The organism is Xylophilus sp. Leaf220, from assembly GCF_001421705.1.
In the GTDB taxonomy this organism is placed as follows: domain Bacteria; phylum Pseudomonadota; class Gammaproteobacteria; order Burkholderiales; family Burkholderiaceae_C; genus Xylophilus.
The window spans coordinates 419,031-440,000 of the sequence record NZ_LMKO01000022.1; the positions used below are offsets into that span (position 1 = coordinate 419,031).

The following is a 20,970-nucleotide window of genomic DNA, read 5'->3' on the forward strand; positions in this document are numbered from 1 at the left end:
GATTGTAGGGAGCCATCCCGCGCCACCCCGGGCGGCAGCGGGCAAAGAGGTTCAACGCCGCGCGGCTAGGCCTTGCCGATCACGTAGGCATCCTGGTGGTGCCAGAAATGCTGGGGCGCGACATGCAGCAGGCGGCCTTCCGGAATCTGCTCGGCGATGCGCGCCCGGACGAAGGCGGTCGAGGTGAACGCGGTGCCGTAGTCGGCCACGTCGATCGCCTGCGACTCGCTGGCCGAGGCGAAGAAGAAGCCTTCCTCGTCCCACTGCACGCCCTGGCGCCGCACCGCATCGGCGCCGTGCGTCGAGAACACCAGCACACCGCCCGGCGCCACCGCGTCGAACAGCCGGCGCAGCCAGGCACCCCAGGTGCGGCGCGGCAGGTGGCTGAAGAGCGACAGCACGAAAACCACGTCGTAGGTGCGCGGCCACGCCACGGCGGCCGGGTCGGTGGACGACTGCAGCCCCGCCACGCCGAAGGCGCTGCGGGCGAACTCCACCGCGTCGGGTACCACGTCGCTGGCGGTGACCTTGTCGGCGCCCAGCACCTTGACCAGGTGCCGGGTGAAGCGGCCATGGCCGCTGGCGAACTCCAGGAAGCTGCCGGTCCTGAGCAGCGGCCGATCGACCGTCTCCAGCAGGAGCATCAGCTCCGACAAGGTGCGCCAGCCGTCGGCCAGGTAATCGCGCAGTGGGTTGCTGCTGAGCGGATGGTTCTCGAAGAACCGGAAGATGTCGTCGGCCGGGGCGATCTCGCAGGGGCAGCCCATCCACGAGCCGAACGCGTCGGCCAGGCCGTGGCGCTCGATGATGTTGTGCGCCGCCAGCCGGGTGTCCCGGGACTGCAGCGCATGGCGCAGCGCGTCGCCGGCTTCGGCGGTGTCGCCGGCGGCGAGCCGCTCCTGCCCCCACGCGAGCCACTCGGCCGGGGTGCGGATTTGGACGCCCGACGTCATCGGGCACCCCATGTGGATCGGTCGATCGGATGGCCATCGAAAAGCCGTTGCATGGTCATATTCAAGCAAAAAGTGGCTGTAGCCGGCGTACCGCGCCGGCCTCTAGCTATTGTTTTTATAGCACCTGGCAAACACAGGGCCGTGGGCTCATTCCCAGCGGTGCGGCAGCCGCACCAGCCCGGGCATCAGCGTCGGCGACACGAAGCGGAAATGCAGGGTGCGCAGCCATTCGTCGTAGACGATCAGCCCGCTCTCGTCGAACAGGAAGGCGCTCACCACGTACTCGCCGCTGTGCAGCGGCAGCTCGGGGAAGGTGAGCACCGAGCGCCACAGGCCGTCGCCCAGCGAGACCGGCACGGCGCCCTCCTCGTGGGTGGCCAGCGAGGTGATGCCCGAGCCGCGCGACTGCTCCAGCATGAAGCCGACGTTCGGCCGCTCGCTGCCGCTGCCCCGCACCACGATCGTCGCGACCAGGTCGCGGCTCTCCAGCAGGCCGGGCTCGCCGGGGGCCAGGTCGGCCAGGGTGAGCGAGACGATGCGGGCGGCGCCCTCAGGCTTGGCGACCGGCGGCAGGGGCGCGGCCGAGGGCGGCGATGCCTCGCCCTCCCCCGTGCTGGCCGCGACCATCGCCTGCGCCGGCAGCGACAGGTCTTCGTTCAGCCCGTCCTGCGCATTGCGCAGCCGGGTGTGCATCTCGTAGGCGCCCAGCACCGGCTCGGTGGGCCCGAACTCGCGCACCCGTCCGCCGTCGAGCCACAGCGCCACGTCGCACAGGTGGCGGATGTGGTACGGGCTGTGGGAGCAGAACAGGATGGTGCAGCCCGCCTTGCGGAAGGCGGTAATGCGCTCGATGCACTTCTTCTGGAAATGCTGGTCGCCGACGGCCAGGGCCTCGTCGATGATCAGCACGTCGGGCTGGATGGCGGTGACCAGCGCGAACGCCAGCCGCACCGCCATGCCCGAGGAATAGGTCTTGACCGGCCGGTGGATCGCCTCGCCCAGTTCGGCGAACTCGACGATGCCCGCTTCCAGCCGCTGCATCTCGGCCTGGGCGATGCCGATCAGGCTGCCTGCGAAGTACAGGTTGTCGCGCCCGGTGAAATCGGGGTGGAAGCCCGCCCCCAGCTCCAGGATGGCGGTGACCCGGCCGACGCGGCTCACGCTGCCGGTGGTGGGCTGCATCGTGCCGGCCAGCAGCTTGAGCAGCGAGCTCTTGCCGGCGCCGTTGTCGCCGATCACGCCCAGGCACTGCCCCCGGTGCAGGGCGAACGACACGTCCTGCAGCGCCCAGTGGCTGCGGTGGTAGCGGCGGCCGGTCAGCAGCGCCTTCAGCCGGTCGCGCGGCGAGGCGTACAGCCGGTACTCCTTGCCGGCGCCGTCGAGCCGCAGCACGGCCGGGCCGGCGTCGGCTGCCTCTGCCGGGGTGGTGGCAGGAGATAGATCCATCGCGCGGGCGTCGCTCACAGCCAGTCCACCAGTTGTTCGCGGCTGCGCCGCACCGCCAGCGCCAGCAGCGCCGTCGCCACCAGCCACCAGGCGCCGGCGCCGGCCCAGGTCGTCCACTCGGGCCAGGCGCCCTGCAGCAGCACGTTCTGGTAGCCCAGCACCAGCGGCGTCATCGGGTTGAGGTACAGCACCCAGCGCCAGGCGGCCGGGAACAGCGTCATCGGGAACAGCACCGGCGACAAGAAGATGCCCACCGACAGCAGGAAACCGACCACCTGCACCGTATCGCGCAGCGCCGCGGCCAGGATGGCCAGCAAATAACCCAGCACCAGGCACAGCATCAGCTGCAGCGCCAGCAAGGGCAGCAGCGCCAGCAGGGCGATGCTGAAATGGTGCGAAGGGATGTAGCCGACCGCGAGCAGCAGGATCAGCGGTGCGTAGACCACGCTGCTGGCCAGCGCCGAGCGGGCCACGAACAGCACCGGCGGCAGCGCGTTCTTCTGCAGCACGCTGCCCGCGTCGAGCAGGCTGTTCATCGTGCGGCCGATGGTGTCGCAGAACGCCATCCACGGCAGCGAGCCGACGATCAGGTAGGCACCGACGCGGTGGGTCGGCGCGTTTTCGCCCAGGCGCATTGCGAAGACGACGTCGAAGACCAGGAAGTAGGCCGCGACGGTGAGCAGCGGCTGGACATAGGCCCAGGCGATGCCGCCGGCGGCCCCGGCGTAGCGGGCGGAGATTTCGCGGCGGGTCATGACCGCCACGAGTGCGCGCGCGCGCCAGAGGGCTCGCGCATCCATCAGCAAAGCACTCATCGTGTCATTTCAAAGGACAGCGCGCCGACCCAGGAAGGCGAGCCTCATACACCCATAGCGGCGGAATCAACGAAATTTTGCAGACACGGCTTCTGCGGCCTGATCGTCGACCTTGGCACCCTGCATCAAGTTCTGGAATTTGGCTGCCCGTGCATCTTCGACCAGCTTTGCACGCGCTTTTGCCATCATTTCAGGTTTCACCTCCGCAAACGGCCTGAGGGAAGCCGGCTTCACTTCTTCCAGACGGATCACATGGTATCCGTAGGTAGTCTTGACTACAGGTGACAGGTCGCCAGGCTTGCTGAGGGCCCAAGCAGCTTGGTCAAAAGGTGGAACGGTATTTCCGCGCTGAACAAATCCCAGATCGCCGCCTTTGGCCGCACTACCTGGATCCTTGGACTGGGCTTTGGCCAATTGTTCGAAATCAGCGCCAGCCTTAAGGTCAGCGAGTATCTTCGCAGCAGTGGCCTCGGCATCCGGGGCATCGATGGGTATCAGAACATGCCGCAGTCGACGCTGCTCGGGAATCCTGTAAGCCTCAGGATTTGCTTTGTACTGCAACTCGACCAACGCTTCCAGCTTCTTGGCATCTGCAGGCAATACATCGACATCCATCTGTGCGATACGCGCGTCCGACAGTACTTTGTCACGGGCAATCTGCAAGGCCGCCGCAACCTGCGGGTCACCGGCCAGTCCGCTCTTTTCCGCCTCTTGTGCCAACAAACGCCGCGTGTAGAGGTTGGTCGCGGCAGTGGAGACATTGGAAGCTTTGCCGAACACCGTGGCACGCGCAGCATCCGGCACGCGAAGCGCATCAGCCTGGATGTCCTGCTCGGTGATTTTGATTCCGGAGGAGCCGGTCACAACAACCTGCTGGCCCCATGCCGTGGATGACAACGCGGCAAATGCCACCATAGACAAGAGAGGAACCGCGCGGCGAACAGAAACAGTCATGTGCTTGCTGAAAAAAATGGAGATACCCATACGGAGTCGCACAGGCACAAAAGCGTTCCACAAAAAAAAAGGGCGGGAGAATCCTCCCGCCCTTTCATGCTACTCGGCGAACCGGGTAATCCTCAAACCCAATTAAGGGTTGGCAACCAGCGAAGGCGTGGTCTTGTGCTTGAAAGCCCAGCTGTAGTTGGTCGACACGCCGTTGGCTGGCGAACCGATGGCGCTGGTGTAAGCCGAGCCCAGAACTGGCAGACCGCCTGCATTGCCGGCATCCACGAATGGACCAGGCGTTGCAATGGTCAGCCAACCTTCTTGGTAGCTGGTGAACACGTCCTTGGCAGCGACCGCTGCGCCCAACACGCCGTTGCCGGCTGGGTTGGAAGCATTGCCGTTGATGGTAAGCACGCTGACTTCACCGCAGAAGCTCAGCGGTGCCGTGCCAGTACCTGGAGAAACGACAGCGCCGTTACCCGTGGTCACGGTGCGCTCCGAACGGTCAAATGCCGTTACCGGAGCGGCAGAACCGGTATTCACGCACAGCAGGTTACCCTGCAAGCTAGTGTTGCTTGCGATGAAGAACGTACGGCCCGTGAAGGTAGGGGCAGTGCTATAAACCGCGATCGGGCCAGCAACTGGTGCTCCGCCACCAATACCATTTGGCGCGCCAACGTAGCTAACCACAGCGTGATAGCGACGGGTAGGCAACGAGAACGTGAAGTCCGTCTTCGAGCCGATGGCTGCCAAGGTGCTGTAGTCGTTCTTGACGCTGGTCGTAGCCAACGAACCTGACAGGCGGGTAGCCTGAGCAGCCGGCGAACCCGTGCCAGTAGTGGCCAGAGGCGCCGTACCGGTGTATGGGGTCGACAGATCAGGGAAGTCGAATTCCAGAGGTGGAACGGTTGCAGCAACCACACCACCGTTGGTGCTGAAACCACCAACCAGCAGCGGATCAGCCGTCAGCAGGTTAGCTGCCGTCGTCTGGACAGCGTCGTTGGTTTGTGCAGCAAACACGAAACGGCCACGTGCAGCCACGCCGGTAGCAGCGGTCACCGCTTGCACAGCAGTCGATTCATTCGACCACGACAGGAACGCGTTGGCCGTGTTGATGATGAATGCGTTGGTGTACAGGCCGGTCGACGGGGTGTCGAAACCAAGCGCACGTGCCGAAGCCTCGTCAGCAAAGTTCGCAGGAACCGTCAGCTTGCTCAGAACGCTGTCGGTGCAAGGAGCGACGCCACCGACGTGCTTCGTCGCGTAGTACAGATCAGGAGCGGCAGCGGTACCGGCGGTAGGCGGAATGTCAGCCATCGTCAGAACTTCGACGTAGCCTTCACGGGTCCACTCAGCCTTCTGGGCTGCGGTGAAACCTGCAGGCAGACGTGCGTCCACAAAACCGCGGTTCAGAGCAGCGATGCCAGGCAGCGTGCACGAGTTGTCGGTCGTCACCAGACGCGAGGTTCCGGTGGTTGGATCACGGCTGATGTTGGCGGTCCAGATGTCGCCAGGCGACAGGAACAGCGTAAAGTCGAAAATGTCGTCGGAGTTGGCGGCCGAACGGAAGCGCACCTTGACTGCCTTGCCGTTGACGGTGTCGGAGTTGGTGATGCTGAACAGCGTTTGGTTGCCGTTCTGCGTGCTGAAGTAAGGAATCACGCCGATGTGGCCGATGCCGCCTGGATTCAGTTCGAGCGTAGCGCCAGCGGTCGTGGCGGTGAAGGTGTTGGCCGAGAGTGGGCCGGTACCGGAGATCGACACGGCTGCGTTGGCTGCGCCGGCAAGCGTCAGGCCAGCGACTGCTGCACCGATGCTCAGAGACAGAAGATTCTTCTTCATTAATAACTCCATGGAAAAAGTTGGTAAGCGCAACTACAAAGAGCGTGTACGCCACGAGATGGTAGCAGGGGGAGCTTGGTGCCAAAGAACTTTTGGCAGGCCGCTCCTCTTGTGTTGGGTCATTGCAACGCCTGGGTTTGCCGGAGAGGTCGAGACCTCCCATATGGCACAAGCCAGATGATGCAGGTCGCCCACGCGCAAGCTAGCAGCAATGCCCTCCCTAACGCAGTCACGTCTCGACGAGAGCGGTGCGAAGCGTAGCGGCACGCCCCTGCGAGGTCAAACGTTTTTTGTGCAATTGCGCCAAATACTTGCCGTATGTAAGCGTAAGACCGGCCAGTGCAAACAAAAAAGCCGGCTTCCTTACAGAGATCCGGCTTTTTCTTACATATAGAGAGCTATCTACAACCGCGGCAGGAAGTACCAGCGGTTGCCTTCCTTGACCCAGCTTTCGTCGATCGCAGTGGTCAGGGTCGGTGCGCCACGCATGGGCGACACGTTCCTGACGGTGATCTCCATCACCACATTGCAGGCCGCGTCGGAACTGCACTCCACCTTCGCCACCTTCGCATCGGTCCAGGCAGAAGCTGAACCATACAAGCTGCGATAAGACTTGGCATCCTTGACAGCCTTGTACGAAGGGGCAGTGAACTCGTAGGACGACTCGAACTTGTCCGCGCGCATCAGGTTCCAGCGCTCGTTGGCACGCTGTGCCACGACTTCTTCGGTGGTCTTGGGCGACAGAGAGGCGCATCCGCTCAGCAGGATCGCAACGCCTGCACCCGCTAGGGCCAGCCGGGAGGCGGCCTTTGCCGCACGCACTGGAGTCGATGAAGCTGCAAAAGCAGACTGGTTCTTGTTGTTGGACAGTTGCATGGCTGTTCACTTTCACTTAGTTGGGAGCACTCGTGCCCGCTGCTGGCAGCAAGGAGACGCCAGGAGCTTGCTCGACTTTGGGATCCAGCGCACCGGCAGGTGCACGGCCGCGGTTGGAGAGGCGGTCGTCCTGAAAAATTCCCTTCATCCGGTCGCGCATCTCGGTGCCGACTTCTCGAATGTCTTCATCGGAGCGAACGACCCGAGGGGTAAGGATCACGACCAGTTCCGTCCGATCGAGCACTCTGCTGGTCGCACTGAATGCTGCGCCCACCACGGGAAGGTCTTTCAAGAATGGAATACCTGTGCGCCCGTTGGTGGTGTTGTCGCGGATCAGCCCTCCCAGCACCAACGCGTCGCCTGAGCGTACAGCAACCTTGCTCGTGATCTGGCGTTGCCTGAAGGTCGGGGTGGTGGTGGTCCCTACATCGGTAACGGCCTGCGTAAGCAGCATCGTCACTACATTACCCGCATTGACCGACGGCATGACCTGCAGCTGCACGCCTGTGTCCTTGTACTGAATATTCGTAGTGGCGAACCCGGTTGAGCTGACAGTAGTACCGGTCTGGATAGGAACTTGGTCACCCACAACGATCGATGCGGTCTGGTTGTCCAGCACCATCAGCGACGGGCTGGAGATCACTTTTACTAAATCCTTCTTGGCAAGCGCGGTCAGAACAACACTAACGTCCTGAGCAGTGCGCCCCAAAGAGTAGGCAAATCCGCCCGCTACCGCTGCAGGGGTTGCGGTTGCAAGAGTTGGCACACCACCCAACGAACCCTGCCCCTGGTAGGCCCCGCTGTTCTTAAAGAACCACTCGAGTCCATACTGGAGTTCGTCTTTCAGGGTCACCTCAATGATGCTGGCCTCGATCAGAACCTGCGCAGAACGAACGTCCAGCCGCTTCAATGTGGCCTCGATCTTCGCAAACTCGCTCGCCGTGGCGTAGACCAAGATCGAGTTGTTGACCTCGTCTGCGATCACCCTCACGCCGTTTTCGAGGGCGGTCGCGCTCACGCCTGTTTGGTTACCGCTGCTCCTATTGCCACCAAATGCGTTTCCGGTATTTCCGAAGCCGCTGCTACCGCCGAAGCCAGAGCCGCCACCAAAGCCTCCGCTGCCGCTCCCAAAACTGTTGCTACCAGTGTTGAAGCTGTTTCCACCCGCGTTTGCAAAACCACCCGTATTGCCAAAGCCACTGTTGCTCGTACCAAATCCGCCCGTCGCCCCGCTTGAACTACCCAAACCCGGGGCGATGCCGTTGCCGCCTGTGGCATTGTTGCTACTGCCACCATAGATTCCAGTCAAAACGGTAGCCAGATGGCGCGCATTACCGTTCTGAACACCATAGACATTGAGCTGCGGCTCGGTACTGTTGCTGTTGGGCCTGTCCAGTCTTTCGATCCAGCGCCGCGCTTCATCCAGCGCCGATGCTCGGGGCGACACGACAAGAATGCTGTTGATGCGCTCTATCGGCATCACACGAACACCGCCGAAAAGTGCGCTGGTACCGCCATCAGCAGCGGCAGCAGCAGCGCTCGCATTGCTGCTGGCCGCAGGAGCGGTACTAGCAGTTCCTCCTCGTCCTGGCGCAGGAGCAGCAGCTGGACGTCCTCCCCCATTGATCACCTGCAACGCTGCCTCAACTTCGGCCACTGACGCGTACTTGAGTGGAAACACGCCGACCGACATGCCCTTGAGCAGGTCGATGTCGAAGGTGTTGACGATGTCGAGCCAGCCCTCGGCCTGGGTGCGAGTGCCCGCCATCACGAGCAGGTTGCGGACAGGATCGACGCGGATCAGCGCATCGGCGCCGGCGATGGGCCTCAGGATCGCCGCCATCTCGGCCGCGCCGATGAACTGAAGCGGTACCACGATAGAACCCGAGCCCGGCGGCAGCACACCGTTCGATGCCTGGCGCGGCGCCGACACGATGCCCCGCAGCGCTTCGGCTTTGCCGATGTGGTACGTGCCGCGCGCGTCGCGGGCCATCACCAGCCCGTTGGCCTGCAAGGCCGTTTCCAGCAGAAAGACGGCCTGGTCGGGGCTTACCGCCTGGCGGGTGGCAATCGTGACCGAGCCGGTCACCTGGCCATGGAACACCACTTCGGCCTTGGCGATCTCGGTCAGGATGACGCTGGCCACCTCGGCAATAGGCGCATCCTCGAACTTGAAGCTGCTGGGCGCGCCGGCAATGGCGCGGGTGACGGGGCGCGGCGCTGCGATGACGCGGTCGGTGCCGCGCAGGATGCGGGGCTCGTTCGTCGGTGGTGCCGGTGCCGCTGCAGGTGGCGCTGCAGGCGGCAGGGCGCCCGGCATGGACAACAGCTCGCCGGCGGCAGTGGAGACGGCTCCGGGATCGGCTGAAAGTTGCTGTTGTTGCTGCAGCGCATCCGGCATCTGTGCCATGGCGCTGTGGCATACGGCAGCGACCAGTGCGGTCAGCGTAGCGTTTCGAATTTGATTCATACGTGATATGAAGAAGCACGGCCTGGGGCAGCACTCTCTTGTGAAATGACGCGGGAAGAAAAGCGTTGGGACCCGAACCCTTAGGGCTACGGGGGTGGCCCCGTGCGGCCGTTGCCCCACTGCATCGTGGCAGGACGGGCATTGCTATGGTCGAATGCGGCAGCGCCCTGTACCCCGGGTTTGGCACGCAGCAACTTGATGACACGGGTTTCGGCCCCGCGAACGAAAGTGATGTCACGGTCGACGATGGATGCGACCTTCCAGTCGCCCAACATTCCGCCGGCCAGGATGCGGCGTGGTTTGCCGCCCACATCGGCAATGATGCCGCTCGCTCCGGCAACCACGAAGGTGCCGTAGATGCGGGTCGTCGCCAACGCGTCGGGTGCTGAAGGTGCCGCATTGGTTTTTTCGACAGGCTTTGGGGGAGGTGGACGACGCGTCGAGGAGAACAGGGGGCGCTCCAGGATCGCCGCATACTGGCCCGCGCTGGGTGGCTGCATCCTCTCCAGGACGGTACCCGCACCCGCTTGCGATAGATCCGGGCGTAACGGCGCCGGTGCTTTCCATTGCGCATTGCGCAGCGTACCGTTGGGGCGCAGCCACAATGCCAATAGCAGTACGGCCAACACGACCGGCAACGCCATGAGCAGCTGTGGCGCTCTGGCCTGGAAGCGCTGAAAAGAACGAGTGCTCATGAGCGGGCACGCAATACCGAAAAGGAAAACTGCATGGTCAACCGGGTAGCGTCGGCGCGAAGATAGCTACTGCCCTGGATCGTCATCCGGTCGATCAGGATCGCCGGGCTCTGACTGCCGATGCTAACCAGCGCAGCCTGCAATGCAGATGGCTCGCCCTCGGCCCGCACGCTGATAGGCACCCGCTCGAAGTCGCCCTCGGTCTTACCTGCCAACACCTGGCTGCTGGCGATGTCGAGCTTTGCGCCGGTAAACAGGTCACGAATCTTCTGCTGCGCATCGTTGCCGGCCTGGGCGCCATCCTGCGAGGCGGGATAGACGAACTTGGCAACGGCGTTGCGCGCCGAAGCATCCGCCTGCTCCAGTTGAGCTTGCGAAGCCTCGATTCCCAGCAAGCGGGCATAGCGCGGCTCCAGCTGCTCGAGATTTTTTTGCGCAGCGGCATGCCGGGTCCACAAATACGAGGCACCCAGCAAAAGTGGAACCAGGAGCAGCAGACCAATGGCGAGCAAAGCAAGCCGGTCCTGACGACGTAAGTACACGGATGAAATCCTGGTTAGGGAGCAGGGGCCGGAGCAGGCGGTGCCACCGGTGCAGGAGCGGTTCCGCCGATCGTGGCCGTGGGTCGCCGCGGCGCGCCTTCTTCTACAGGGGCGGGTGCGCTGACAGGGGCCGGCGCTTGCTCAGCAGGTGCAAGTTTGGAATAGTAGGACGCGGGTGGCGGGCCTGCCGGCAAAGACGGGCCGCTCGGGGCGGTCGGGCCGCGCGGATAGATCGACGCCGCCCTCTCGTCGGCATCGTTCATCCGCAGCGGCGAAGCTGCGGCGGGCTCCTGGGCGGCAGCACCGATCGGAACTGCGGTGGATGCTGAGCGCGCCGGCAATCCTGCGACCTCCAACTGAAACTCGATGCCGAACGTTTCTTTGGATGCACCTGCCTGCCGTGTCGCGGCCTGGGGGGCTCGCAGTGCCAAAACCCCAGGTGTTGCGGCCAACCGGCTCATCAATGCCGCAGCATTGTCGGTGAGGCCCGCGATGGACACCTTGGCACCATCGATCTGGACGGTCTGTAGGTATGTGTCATCTTGAAGCGCATCGGTCAGTAGCGCCAGGACCTTCAATGGCGCGGAGCTTTCGGCTACGGCAATTTCAAGGTTCTTGAGTCTCTCGGAAGACTGGGTGAATTTTTCTCGAGCGGATACAGCGGGTTGCGCGCGTCTCTGGGTTTCCGAAAGAGCGGCGTTGGCATCGCGCACCCTCAGCCACAGTTGCGCCGTCGGAGTGAGGGCAATCATGGCGGCCAACAATCCGCTCAACGCAAGCAGGGCATAGACACGCCGTTGCCTGAGCCGTGTATTGCGAGACCGCGCGGTCTCGCCGAATCCTTGCATTACGATAGGAGCCAGCGGCGGCGCGGCTGCCGAGATGGTTGCAGCCGAAAGCGGCAATACCCACACCTCGAGACTATGCGCCTCCACACCAAGCTTCTGCGCAGCTTCGGGAAGCAGCCGTTCGACATGGGTGCGCGACGCCAATGCAACATCCAGTTGAAGCACGGTACGCGCACTGGGCCGCAGCTGCCATCCCCATACCAGCTTGTCTGGCGCGAACGGGCTGATGGTCTGAACCTCGAGCGCCAATGCATCGGACACTTGGGCTAGCGGCATGACCGGCATGGTGACCGTATGGCGCAAAACCACCGAATCGTCTATCTCTACCGCGTGGAATGATGGACGCCCCACTGGTTTGACCGCAGCCAAATTGCGAACTTCTCGGCCGTCTTGCCACCGTTGGATACTGCCATCGGCACGCAGCAACGCCACGGCAGCGGGCGTATAGAGCCAGGTGAAGGGCGGACTCCGCAGAACCTGGTCCCACAGTGTTGCCAACCCCTGAACGCCGGAGCGGAGATCGATGCCGAAAAGTCGAAGGTCTTGGGAAAGAGGCGTCATGACCGATCAGTTGTGCCTGGCGTCACCGAAATGGCGCCACTGTTTTGCAGGATGCGCCACGGGAGTTCGCTCTGTGCGGAAGCCTGGAAAGTGATGCTTTGGGAAAAGCTCATGCCAGCCCCGTCTGGCAGCGGTACGTTCGCAGTAAGGCGATACGCCCGTGAGGTCGAGCCGCCGATGAATGACGCTTCGAGCTGCGTGAGGTCTATGCCGACCTGCCGCGCATCTCGCGCGGCGGCGATGCGCGCAGCCACAGCCGCGTTGCCCCTGGCGAGCACCAGCAGAACCGCGCTCGGCGCGCTCAAAGGGTTGACCGTGCCGCCACTGGACTGCCCGGCAGCAATCAGCGGCGCGATCCTAGCATAGACGTCGTAGGGAAATCCGGGCACCAACATCAGGTCTTCCGGCGCCTCCAAACCCAGCGGCTGACCAGTCGAGCCGGGCCGGGTACGCCATTGAACCACTGCCTGAGCAGCAGCGGTTGCGGGCCCAGGCGCCAGGCCTCCTGCAATAACGAAGAGCGCTTGAAGCAGCTCGGGCGATGCGCTCTTGACGTCTATCAGTCCGCCCATCGGCAGTACTTGTACCTGTACGTTGATGCCACGGTATGGCACGGCGACCACGGCTTGCTGGGTGATCGACGCAGGTTGCGCCGCCATCTGTTGCAAAACGATATTGATGGCCGCTTCGCCTTGCGCTCGTCCTTCCACGAACTGTCGCGCGCTAGTAGCTGCTCTTACCTCCTGGCGCACGGATCCGGTCATGCCGGTCAGCATCAAGCTCAATGCAGCCGTGATCCAAAGCACGGCGACCAACGCCATACCATTCTGAAACCGCGCTTCCTGACCGGAGCGAGATGGCACCTTCATGATCCGCTGCCGCCCACAACCGCACCGCCGCCCAAGGTTCTTCCGCCAAACTGTCGTAATGGCAGTACAAGGTCCGGCCAGCTACTCAAGGGCGTCGTGACGCGAATGTTTATGCGCCCTGGCAGCCGGTCGACGAATGGCCATGCTGGCCCCCACTGCCGCGGCTCGGTCTGATCGTCCTCATACGCAATTGAAAAATCGGTGAGGTCTGCAGCAAGTACCCGTGCATCGGCTTTGGACCAGTCAGGGAATCCCGAAACGTCGCTCCAGGGAATAAACCGGATGACCAGAGCCGATCGCCCATCGGAAGGTTCAGCTGCCAAACGAAAGAAATACCGACCGCCCGCCCCATAGCGTGGCGGCATCACGCCCACCCACGTCATTACCGCAGGCGCACCCTGAAAAAAGAACGTGGCCTGACCCTGCCCCTGGACTGCCATCGCCCTCTGAGCCCATACGCGCCCAGCAATCGTCTTCAAGAACCCGGTGCCGGTCCGAAAATCATCCACTCGCATCAATCGATCCGACACGCGATTGTCCGTCTGCACCATGCCCCGCAGAGCAGCACCCAACGCCACCATGACCAGTGCCATCAGGGTGATCGCCACCAATACTTCGACGAGTGTGAAACCGCGCATGTACACGCGCCGCGCATACTGCCGCGTCATGGCAGTCGTCCTCCCGGAACAGGTCGTGCCTGCGGCCGCAACGTCAAAAGATCGTAGCGTTTGACTGCTGTACCTTCGGACCACAAAACCGTGACCGACACCTCGTGCAGCGAGGGCACATTAGGCCCGCTGATCGGCGTCGGAAACGGCGTACTCCTGACTTCCCATCGAAATCCAGCGGAGTCGCCGCGCCCATTCCAGCCGGACGGCGGAACCGTATCGCGCAAATTGAGAACCGATTCTGCGAGCAACGCCGCCTGTTGGTAGTGCTCGAGCTCGCCCGCACTGCGTGCCGTGCCGCCACTCACGCGATAAATCATTGCGAGCGAGAACGCCATGATGCTGAAGGCCACCAGCATTTCCAGCAAAGAGAAGCCCCGCTGGCTTCCTGCAGCAGACAAGCGCCTCATGGCACTAGCGGCTCTTGCTCGACACGCCCGGTGAGCCAGTCAACCCGCACACGCACACCGGTTCCGGAAGCCCTCAAGAGATCGAAGCTGCCGCCACTGGCGCCCCCACTCGGTAGAAAGCGAATGGACGCAACCGAATTCGCTTGCAATTCCTGGTCGGCAACCGTAGCACGCAACGTCAGAGCTTGAGCAAGAGGGTGCTGCGATCCGCCTTCGATGCCATATATGCGCTGCTTCAAATCGACGCTGAAACGCATCTCTCGGCCTTCAGACGTAGCGCGCCAACGCGCCTGCCGCATATCTGATATCAGCAGCCGCAAAGCATCTCGGTACTCGGTGGATTCGCGCAGGCTCTGAAGTGCAACTGGCGCAATCCCGATGATCAGGGCGCCGATCGCAAAAACTACGAGCAGCTCAACCAGCGTAAACCCCCGCTGCTTTATCACGTTGGGATGTGATTACTGGCGATTGCGTATGTCGGCATTTTCGCCATCACCGCCTGGCGCACCATCAGCACCAAAGGAGATAATGTCGATTCCGCCGTTTGCGCCAGGATTGGCATACTTGTATGGATGACCCCATGGATCCGAGGGAAGGCCGCCTTTGAGGTATGGACCTGCCCAACCGTTCGCGGAACCGGGCTTTGCAGCTAGCGCGTTGAGACCTTCGTCATTGGCTGGATAGCGGCCAACATCAAGCTTGAACAAGTCCAGGCCCTTTTCGATGTCCGCAATCTGTACCGCAGCAGTTTTGGATTTGGCTCCACCCAACATGCCCAACACACGGGGCCCCACCAAACCCGCAAGCATTGTCAATATTGCCAAAACAACCAAGAGCTCGATCAAAGTAAATCCTAAAGCCGCCGACTTGAAGCGGCGTTTACCTTGAGAAAATCGCACCATTACCGTTCCTTTTCGATCGCGGGTCATACCGCGAGGTCATTGATAGAAAGAATGCCCAGCAAGATCGACACGATGATAGTGGCGATCAGGAAGCCAAGAATCAAAATAAGCGCCGGCTCTAATAAAGTCAACGCGCGTTTGATGCCCGTTTCCACATCACGATTCAAAATATTCGCCAACTCCAGCATCATCGCGCCGATGCGCCCGGTCTCTTCCCCGACGCGGATCAAGTTGATCGCCAACGGTTCGAAGATACGCGTAGCCGCTATCGCATCGACCACCTTACCGCCATCCTTGACGATGGGCGACACCGGTGCCAACGCATTCCGAAGAATAGTGTTGCCGACCGTATCGGTGGCGATGTGCAAGGCCGCCAGCATTGGAACGCCGTTGCCCAGCAGAGTTCCGAGCGAGCGTGAGAAGAGTGTCAGCTCGTACTTCAAAAGCAAAGGGCCCAGCACCGGCAACCGCAACAGCCTCGACTGGAACCAGCTTTTACCTTTCGGAGACTTGAGCCAACGCACCAGCATCCAGCCTGCGAGTGCACCGCCCACCAAGATCAGAAGACCATACTCTTTGAAACCGTGGCCCAGCATCATGACGATACGGGTCGGCATCGGCAGCGCATCGCCCATGTCCGTGAAAAGCTTTTCGAACTGCGGCACCACGAAGCCCAGCATGACGATGAGGGACAGCACCGCCACGGTCAACAAGATGGCAGGGTAGATCGTGGCCGACACCACGTTTTCGCGCAGTGCGCGCAACCGCTCCATATGCTCCACCAACCTTGCCAGCACGGCAGCCAGCTGGCCGCTTGCCTCTCCGGAGCGCAGCATGTTGATGTAGAAATCGCCGAAGAGGTCGCCATGGCGCGCCAAGGCTTTGCTCAGCGGGGTACCGCCCTTGACGTCGTCCAAGGTACCTTGCAGCAGCGCAGCGACGGATGGCTTGTGGCTCATGTCGATCAGCACGCGAAGCGCGTTGTCGAGCGCAAGTCCTGCGCGCAGCATGATCGCCAGTTCTGAGGTCAACGCCATCACGTCCACCTGCGTGACGGGCCCCCGGGCTGCACGCGGCTTGCGGCCGATGGCGCCCTTGAGTGCCGCGTGCGCGACGCCGGCCACGGCGCTTCCCGCCGCCGCATTGTCGATGCGCAGAGGCGTCAAGCCGCGCGCACGAAGTTGCTTCATCACCAGTGCCGATGTCTCCGCACTGGTATGGCCTTCCACGATCTGTCCGCCGGCCTGGGCGGCCCGCCATGCGAAATCAGGCATCGCCCTGGTCCTGCGTGACGCGCATCAACTCGTCCAGGCTGGTGACCCCCGCGACGACCTTGCGAAGCCCGTCCTGGTACAGCGACAACATGCCCGCCTGCGCCGCCAGCGCATTCAGCTGGCCGGCGTCCTTGCCTTCGATGATGGCGCGCCGCATCGGCTCGTCGAGCGCCAGAAGTTCGTGGATGCCGGTACGCCCCTGGTAGCCCGAGTTGCGGCAGTGCTCGCATCCCCGCGCTTGGTACAGCGTGGTGCCCGCATCGCAAAAGCGCGCCAGACCGGATTTCTGCCGGAGCTCTTCGCTCGGCTGGTAGGGCTCTTTGCAGTGCTTGCACAAGGTGCGTACCAAGCGTTGCGCCAGCACGCCGTTGACCGAAGAAGTGATGAGGTAACTTTCGACGCCCATGTCCTGCATGCGGATCACGGCGCCGGCGGCGGTGTTGGTGTGGAGCGTCGAAAGAACCAAATGCCCGGTCAGTGCAGATTGCACCGCGATCTGGGCGGTTTCGCCATCCCGCATTTCGCCGATCATGATGATGTCGGGGTCCTGGCGCAAGATGGAACGCAGGGCGCTGCCGAAGGTCAGATTGATCTGGGGATGCACCTGGATCTGGTTGATTCCCTCCAGCTGGTACTCCACCGGGTCCTCCACGGTGATGATCTTCTGGGTCTCAGAATCGAGCTTCGACAACGCCGCGTACAGCGTGGTGGTTTTGCCCGAGCCTGTCGGTCCCGTCACCAGCAGAATTCCGTGCGGCCGCGCCAAGAGAGTATTGAAACGCTCGAGCGTGTCCGACTCGAAACCCATTTTTTCCAAGCTGAAGCGCACGCTGGCGCGATCCAGCACCCGCATGACCACGCTTTCGCCGTACACGGTCGGCACCGTCGATACGCGGAGATCGAGTTCGCGTCCCTTCACACGGGTCTTGATACGGCCATCCTGCGGCAGCCGGCGTTCTGCAATGTCCAAATGGGCGAGCAGTTTCACCCGCGAGTTGACGGCCGCGCTGTGCTTGGGTGCTAGCACCTCGGCACCCAATAGCACGCCGTCCACCCGGTAGCGGACATGCAATCCATCATCGAAGGGCTCGAGGTGAATGTCGGAAGCGCGCAGGTCGATCACGCGACCGATGATCGTGTTCACCAGCCGGATGACCGGCGCCTCGCTCGCCAGATCTTTCAAGTGTTCGACGAAGTCGCCCGAGTCACCGTCGCTCTCGACAGCTTCGTCGTCTGCAGCAACCCCGCCGTTTTCGGCAAGCTGAGACAGCGCTTTCTCGATGTCGCTTTCGATACCCAACAATGCACGGATCCGCAGCCCTGTGGCGAGATGCAATGCCTTGACGACGAAGGCATCCTGCGGAACGGCCATCACCACTTCGAGGAGGCCGTCCTCCACCCGAAGGGGATACACATTGTTGGCCGCCAAAAATTCCGACTGGAGGCCCGGCACTTCGGCGGCGACTGATGGGAAGTCGTCGGCCGCGACCAGGGGAATACGCAGTTGCTCGGAAACGGTCCGCGCAACATCGATCTCCGATACGAGCCCGAGTCGAACGAGCACGTGGCCCAACAGGTTTCCCATTTCCTGCTGGGCCACCAACGCGCGCTCCAGGTCTCGCAAGCCGAGCTTCCCGGATTGGACGAGCATCTCCCCCAGTCGCACCGCGCCCGCGATCGCCGGCGTCAGATTTGCGAGAGGCGCTTCAAGAATCATGTTGTCCATAGGGTGGTGAGTGCGCACTTCTACTAGCGGCCGGAAATCGAATTATCGGGGGCGATCCAGCGCTGATTTGCATCAGACCGCGGGCATGCGCCGCTCGTGCGCCAAGGCCAACAGTCCTTCGAATATCAGATGGTCGACCAGTTCGAAAGTTCGGGTCATGCTGGGCGCCATCTTCCATGCCGCGCCTCCCGTCATGATGCATACCGGCTCTTGGCCGCTGTGTTGGCGCAGATGCTGGATCATGCGCTCGACAGCACCGGCAATTGCGTATGTACCGCCGCTAGTGAGTGCATCACTTGTATTGGTTGGAAAGACTTGTACCTCGCCCGTAGGCACGTGCAGACCTGCCGTTCCTGATTCCAGCGCCTTGAGCATGATTCCGTGCCCGGGCAAGATCAGCCCACCGAGAAACCGCCCTTCGTCACTGACCGCATCGACCGTCACGGCAGTCCCTACCATCACGACGATCAGGGGTCGCAGGTTGCCGCTGGACAGTACGCGCTGCCGCGCACCGATCATGGCGATCCAACGGTCGACGCCTAGCCGGGATGGATGGTCGTAACCATTGACCAAACCAGCAGCTTCGGCGGCCGAAGCGACCCATCGAGGTTGCACGTCCCACAGTTCGAGTTGCTCTTGGACGCGGCGTCGAACGCCCTCTCCAGCGACGATACAGCCCAACACGCTATGGGGCGATTGCAGTGGGCGCCACCGTGTCTCAGCAAGAAACTCGATGTTTTCCAAGAACTCCGCGCCATAAGCCAGCAAGCGAGCACCTGGTTGGGCACTGGCGTACTGCGCCCACTTGAGACGCGTGTTGCCCACATCGATCGCAAAAAAGGTCATAGGCGGATTATCTGCGGCCAGCGAAATCACGGTTCCATATTTCTGCGCGCCGCAAAAGGTAAAGCCCCCGCATCTTAGGGATGCGGGGGCTTTACGGGCTGTAGGAGCCTGACGATGACCTACTTTCACACGGGAACCCGCACTATCATCGGCGCGGAGNAAAGCCCCCGCATCYTRGGGATGCGGGGGCTTTACGGGCTGTAGGAGCCTGACGATGACCTACTTTCACACGGGAACCCGCACTATCATCGGCGCGGAGGCGTTTCACTGTCCTGTTCGGGATGGGAAGGAGTGGTACCACCTCGCTATGGTCATCAGGCATAACTTGTTGCTGCGCTGTCTTTGGGACAGCGCGGCGAATTCATAGAGTTTGGAATCAGCTTGTGGCTTGTTTTTGAATGCGTCAACTTGGCATAACACCCTGATTCGACGATGTCGATCAAAGTTATAGGGTCAAGCCGCACGAGCAATTAGTATCAGTTAGCTTAACGCATTACTGCGCTTCCACACCTGACCTATCAACGTCCTGGTCTAGAACGACTCTTCAGGGGGCTCAAGGCCCCGGCAGATCTCATCTTGAAACGAGTTTCCCGCTTAGATGCTTTCAGCGGTTATCTCTTCCACACTTAGCTACTCGGCAATGCCACTGGCGTGACAACCGATACACCAGAGGTGTGTCCACTCCGGTCCTCTCGTACTAGGAGCAGGCTTCCTCAAATCTGCAGCGCCCACGGAAGATAGGGACCAAACTGTCTCACGACGTTTTAAACCCAGCTCACGTACCTCTTTAAATGGCGAACAGCCATACCCTTGGGACCGGCTACAGCCCCAGGATGAGATGAGCCGACATCGAGGTGCCAAACACCGCCGTCGATATGAACTCTTGGGCGGTATCAGCCTGTTATCCCCAGAGTACCTTTTATCCGTTGAGCGATGGCCCTTCCATACAGAACCACCGGATCACTATGTCCTGCTTTCGCATCTGCTCGACTTGTCAGTCTCGCAGTTAAGCACGCTTATGCCATTGCACTATCGTCACGATGTCCGACCGTAACTAGCGTACCTTCGAACTCCTCCGTTACGCTTTGGGAGGAGACCGCCCCAGTCAAACTGCCTACCATGCACTGTCCCCGATCCAGATAATGGACCTAGGTTAGAACCTCAAACGCACCAGGGTGGTATTTCAACGTTGGCTCCACAAGATCTAGCGACCCTGCTTCAAAGCCTCCCACCTATCCTACACAGATCCGTTCAAAGTCCAATACAAAGCTACAGTAAAGGTTCATGGGGTCTTTCCGTCTTTCCGCGGGGAGATTGCATCATCACAAACATTTCAACTTCGCTGAGTCTCAGGAGGAGACAGTGTGGCCATCGTTACGCCATTCGTGCAGGTCGGAACTTACCCGACAAGGAATTTCGCTACCTTAGGACCGTTATAGTTACGGCCGCCGTTTACTGGGACTTCAATCAAGAGCTTGCACCCCATCATTTAATCTTCCAGCACCGGGCAGGCGTCACACCCTATACGTCCACTTTCGTGTTTGCAGAGTGCTGTGTTTTTAATAAACAGTCGCAGCCACCGATTTTTTGCAACCCTTTTCGGCTCGGCTTGTACAGCTTCACCTACAGAGGGCATACCTTCTCCCGAAGTTACGGTATCAATTTGCCGAGTTCCTTCTCCTGAGTTCTCTCAAGCGCCTTAGAATACTCATCTCGCGCACCAGTGTCGGTTTGCGGTACGGTCGTGTGTAGCTGAAGCTTAGTGGCTTTTCCTGGAAGCAGGGTATCACTCACTTCGTCTGCAAGCAGACTCGTTATCACCCCTCATCTAAGCCCGGCGGATTTGCCTACCAGGCACGACTACAGGCTTGAACCAACATATCCAACAGTTGGCTGAGCTAACCTTCTCCGTCCCCACATCGCACTACACATCGGTACAGGAATATTGACCTGTTTCCCATCAGCTACGCATCTCTGCCTCGCCTTAGGGGCCGACTCACTCTACGCCGATGAACGTTGCGTAGAAAACCTTGCGCTTACGGCGAGCGGGCTTTTCACCCGCTTTAACGCTACTCATGTCAGCATTCGCACTTCTGATACCTCCAGCACGCTTTACAACGCACCTTCACAGGCTTACAGAACGCTCTCCTACCACGTGCAATAAATTGCACATCCGCAGCTTCGGTAACTGGCTTAGCCCCGTTACATCTTCCGCGCAGGACGACTCGATCAGTGAGCTATTACGCTTTCTTTAAATGATGGCTGCTTCTAAGCCAACATCC

18 protein-coding genes and 2 rRNA genes (1 of these 20 cut by a window edge) are annotated in these 20,970 nt (G+C 61.4%); all 20 read right to left on the reverse strand.

Translation table 11 applies throughout. From position 1 onward, the window contains the following. Positions 1 to 65: 65 nt before the first annotated feature. On the reverse strand, positions 66 to 953 hold the full coding sequence (locus ASE76_RS13870) for a bifunctional 2-polyprenyl-6-hydroxyphenol methylase/3-demethylubiquinol 3-O-methyltransferase UbiG (protein WP_055840434.1): 888 nt from the start codon (positions 951 to 953) through the stop codon (positions 66 to 68). A 147-nt stretch (positions 954 to 1,100) separates the two neighbouring features. Beyond that, positions 1,101 to 2,399, reverse strand: coding sequence for an ABC transporter ATP-binding protein (locus ASE76_RS13875; RefSeq protein ID WP_055840526.1), 1,299 nt, complete (start codon positions 2,397 to 2,399; stop codon positions 1,101 to 1,103). A 14-nt stretch (positions 2,400 to 2,413) separates the two neighbouring features. Beyond that, positions 2,414 to 3,214: an ABC transporter permease gene (locus tag ASE76_RS13880; RefSeq protein ID WP_055840436.1), complete on the reverse strand. Its 801-nt coding sequence runs from the start codon at positions 3,212 to 3,214 to the stop codon at positions 2,414 to 2,416. 66 nt (positions 3,215 to 3,280) lie between these two features. Further along, positions 3,281 to 4,198, reverse strand: coding sequence for a peptidylprolyl isomerase (locus ASE76_RS20110; RefSeq protein WP_236698437.1), 918 nt, complete (start codon positions 4,196 to 4,198; stop codon positions 3,281 to 3,283). 102 nt (positions 4,199 to 4,300) lie between these two features. After that, a complete protein-coding gene (locus ASE76_RS20675; protein ID WP_156362758.1) occupies positions 4,301 to 6,001 on the reverse strand; it encodes a cell surface protein in 1,701 nt (566 codons plus the stop codon). Between the two features lie 402 nt (positions 6,002 to 6,403). Beyond that, positions 6,404 to 6,877 carry a hypothetical protein gene (locus tag ASE76_RS13895; protein WP_156362760.1) on the reverse strand — a complete coding sequence of 158 codons (474 nt, stop codon included), beginning with the start codon at positions 6,875 to 6,877 and terminating at the stop codon, positions 6,404 to 6,406. A 16-nt stretch (positions 6,878 to 6,893) separates the two neighbouring features. Next, positions 6,894 to 9,287: a type II secretion system secretin GspD gene (gene gspD, locus ASE76_RS13900; RefSeq protein ID WP_168389257.1), complete on the reverse strand. Its 2,394-nt coding sequence runs from the start codon at positions 9,285 to 9,287 to the stop codon at positions 6,894 to 6,896. A gap of 146 nt (positions 9,288 to 9,433) precedes the next feature. Beyond that, a complete protein-coding gene (locus ASE76_RS20680; RefSeq protein WP_156362762.1) occupies positions 9,434 to 10,042 on the reverse strand; it encodes a hypothetical protein in 609 nt (202 codons plus the stop codon). Continuing rightward, positions 10,039 to 10,584, reverse strand: a complete 546-nt coding sequence (gene gspM / locus ASE76_RS13910; protein WP_168389258.1) for a type II secretion system protein GspM — start codon at positions 10,582 to 10,584, stop codon at positions 10,039 to 10,041. Before gspM ends, ASE76_RS20680 begins: the two co-directional genes overlap by 4 nt. Positions 10,585 to 10,598: 14 nt before the next feature. Further along, positions 10,599 to 11,993, reverse strand: coding sequence for a PilN domain-containing protein (locus ASE76_RS20685; protein ID WP_156362764.1), 1,395 nt, complete (start codon positions 11,991 to 11,993; stop codon positions 10,599 to 10,601). Continuing rightward, on the reverse strand, positions 11,990 to 12,862 hold the full coding sequence (locus tag ASE76_RS13915; RefSeq protein WP_156362766.1) for a general secretion pathway protein GspK: 873 nt from the start codon (positions 12,860 to 12,862) through the stop codon (positions 11,990 to 11,992). Before ASE76_RS13915 ends, ASE76_RS20685 begins: the two co-directional genes overlap by 4 nt. After that, entirely contained in the window at positions 12,859 to 13,530 is a 672-nt protein-coding gene (locus ASE76_RS20115; protein ID WP_082448504.1) for a prepilin-type N-terminal cleavage/methylation domain-containing protein, read from the reverse strand. Before ASE76_RS20115 ends, ASE76_RS13915 begins: the two co-directional genes overlap by 4 nt. Next, on the reverse strand, positions 13,527 to 13,940 hold the full coding sequence (locus tag ASE76_RS20120) for a prepilin-type N-terminal cleavage/methylation domain-containing protein (RefSeq protein WP_082448506.1): 414 nt from the start codon (positions 13,938 to 13,940) through the stop codon (positions 13,527 to 13,529). The genes ASE76_RS20115 and ASE76_RS20120 overlap by 4 nt, the downstream gene beginning before the upstream one ends. Beyond that, positions 13,937 to 14,386, reverse strand: coding sequence for a GspH/FimT family pseudopilin (locus ASE76_RS20125; RefSeq protein WP_082448507.1), 450 nt, complete (start codon positions 14,384 to 14,386; stop codon positions 13,937 to 13,939). The genes ASE76_RS20120 and ASE76_RS20125 overlap by 4 nt, the downstream gene beginning before the upstream one ends. 12 nt (positions 14,387 to 14,398) lie before the next feature. After that, on the reverse strand, positions 14,399 to 14,842 hold the full coding sequence (gene gspG / locus ASE76_RS20130; RefSeq protein ID WP_082448508.1) for a type II secretion system major pseudopilin GspG: 444 nt from the start codon (positions 14,840 to 14,842) through the stop codon (positions 14,399 to 14,401). Positions 14,843 to 14,865: 23 nt separating this feature from the next. Continuing rightward, entirely contained in the window at positions 14,866 to 16,116 is a 1,251-nt protein-coding gene (locus ASE76_RS13920; RefSeq protein WP_055840449.1) for a type II secretion system F family protein, read from the reverse strand. Continuing rightward, on the reverse strand, positions 16,109 to 17,833 hold the full coding sequence (gene gspE, locus ASE76_RS13925; protein ID WP_055840530.1) for a type II secretion system ATPase GspE: 1,725 nt from the start codon (positions 17,831 to 17,833) through the stop codon (positions 16,109 to 16,111). The genes ASE76_RS13920 and gspE overlap by 8 nt, the downstream gene beginning before the upstream one ends. A gap of 81 nt (positions 17,834 to 17,914) precedes the next feature. Then, a complete protein-coding gene (locus ASE76_RS13930) occupies positions 17,915 to 18,688 on the reverse strand; it encodes a type III pantothenate kinase (RefSeq protein ID WP_055840452.1) in 774 nt (257 codons plus the stop codon). A 206-nt stretch (positions 18,689 to 18,894) separates the two neighbouring features. Next, positions 18,895 to 19,007, reverse strand: a 5S ribosomal RNA gene (gene rrf, locus ASE76_RS13935). Positions 19,008 to 19,137: 130 nt separating this feature from the next. Continuing rightward, a 23S ribosomal RNA gene (locus ASE76_RS13940) occupies positions 19,138 to 20,970 on the reverse strand (it continues 1,043 nt past the right edge of the window).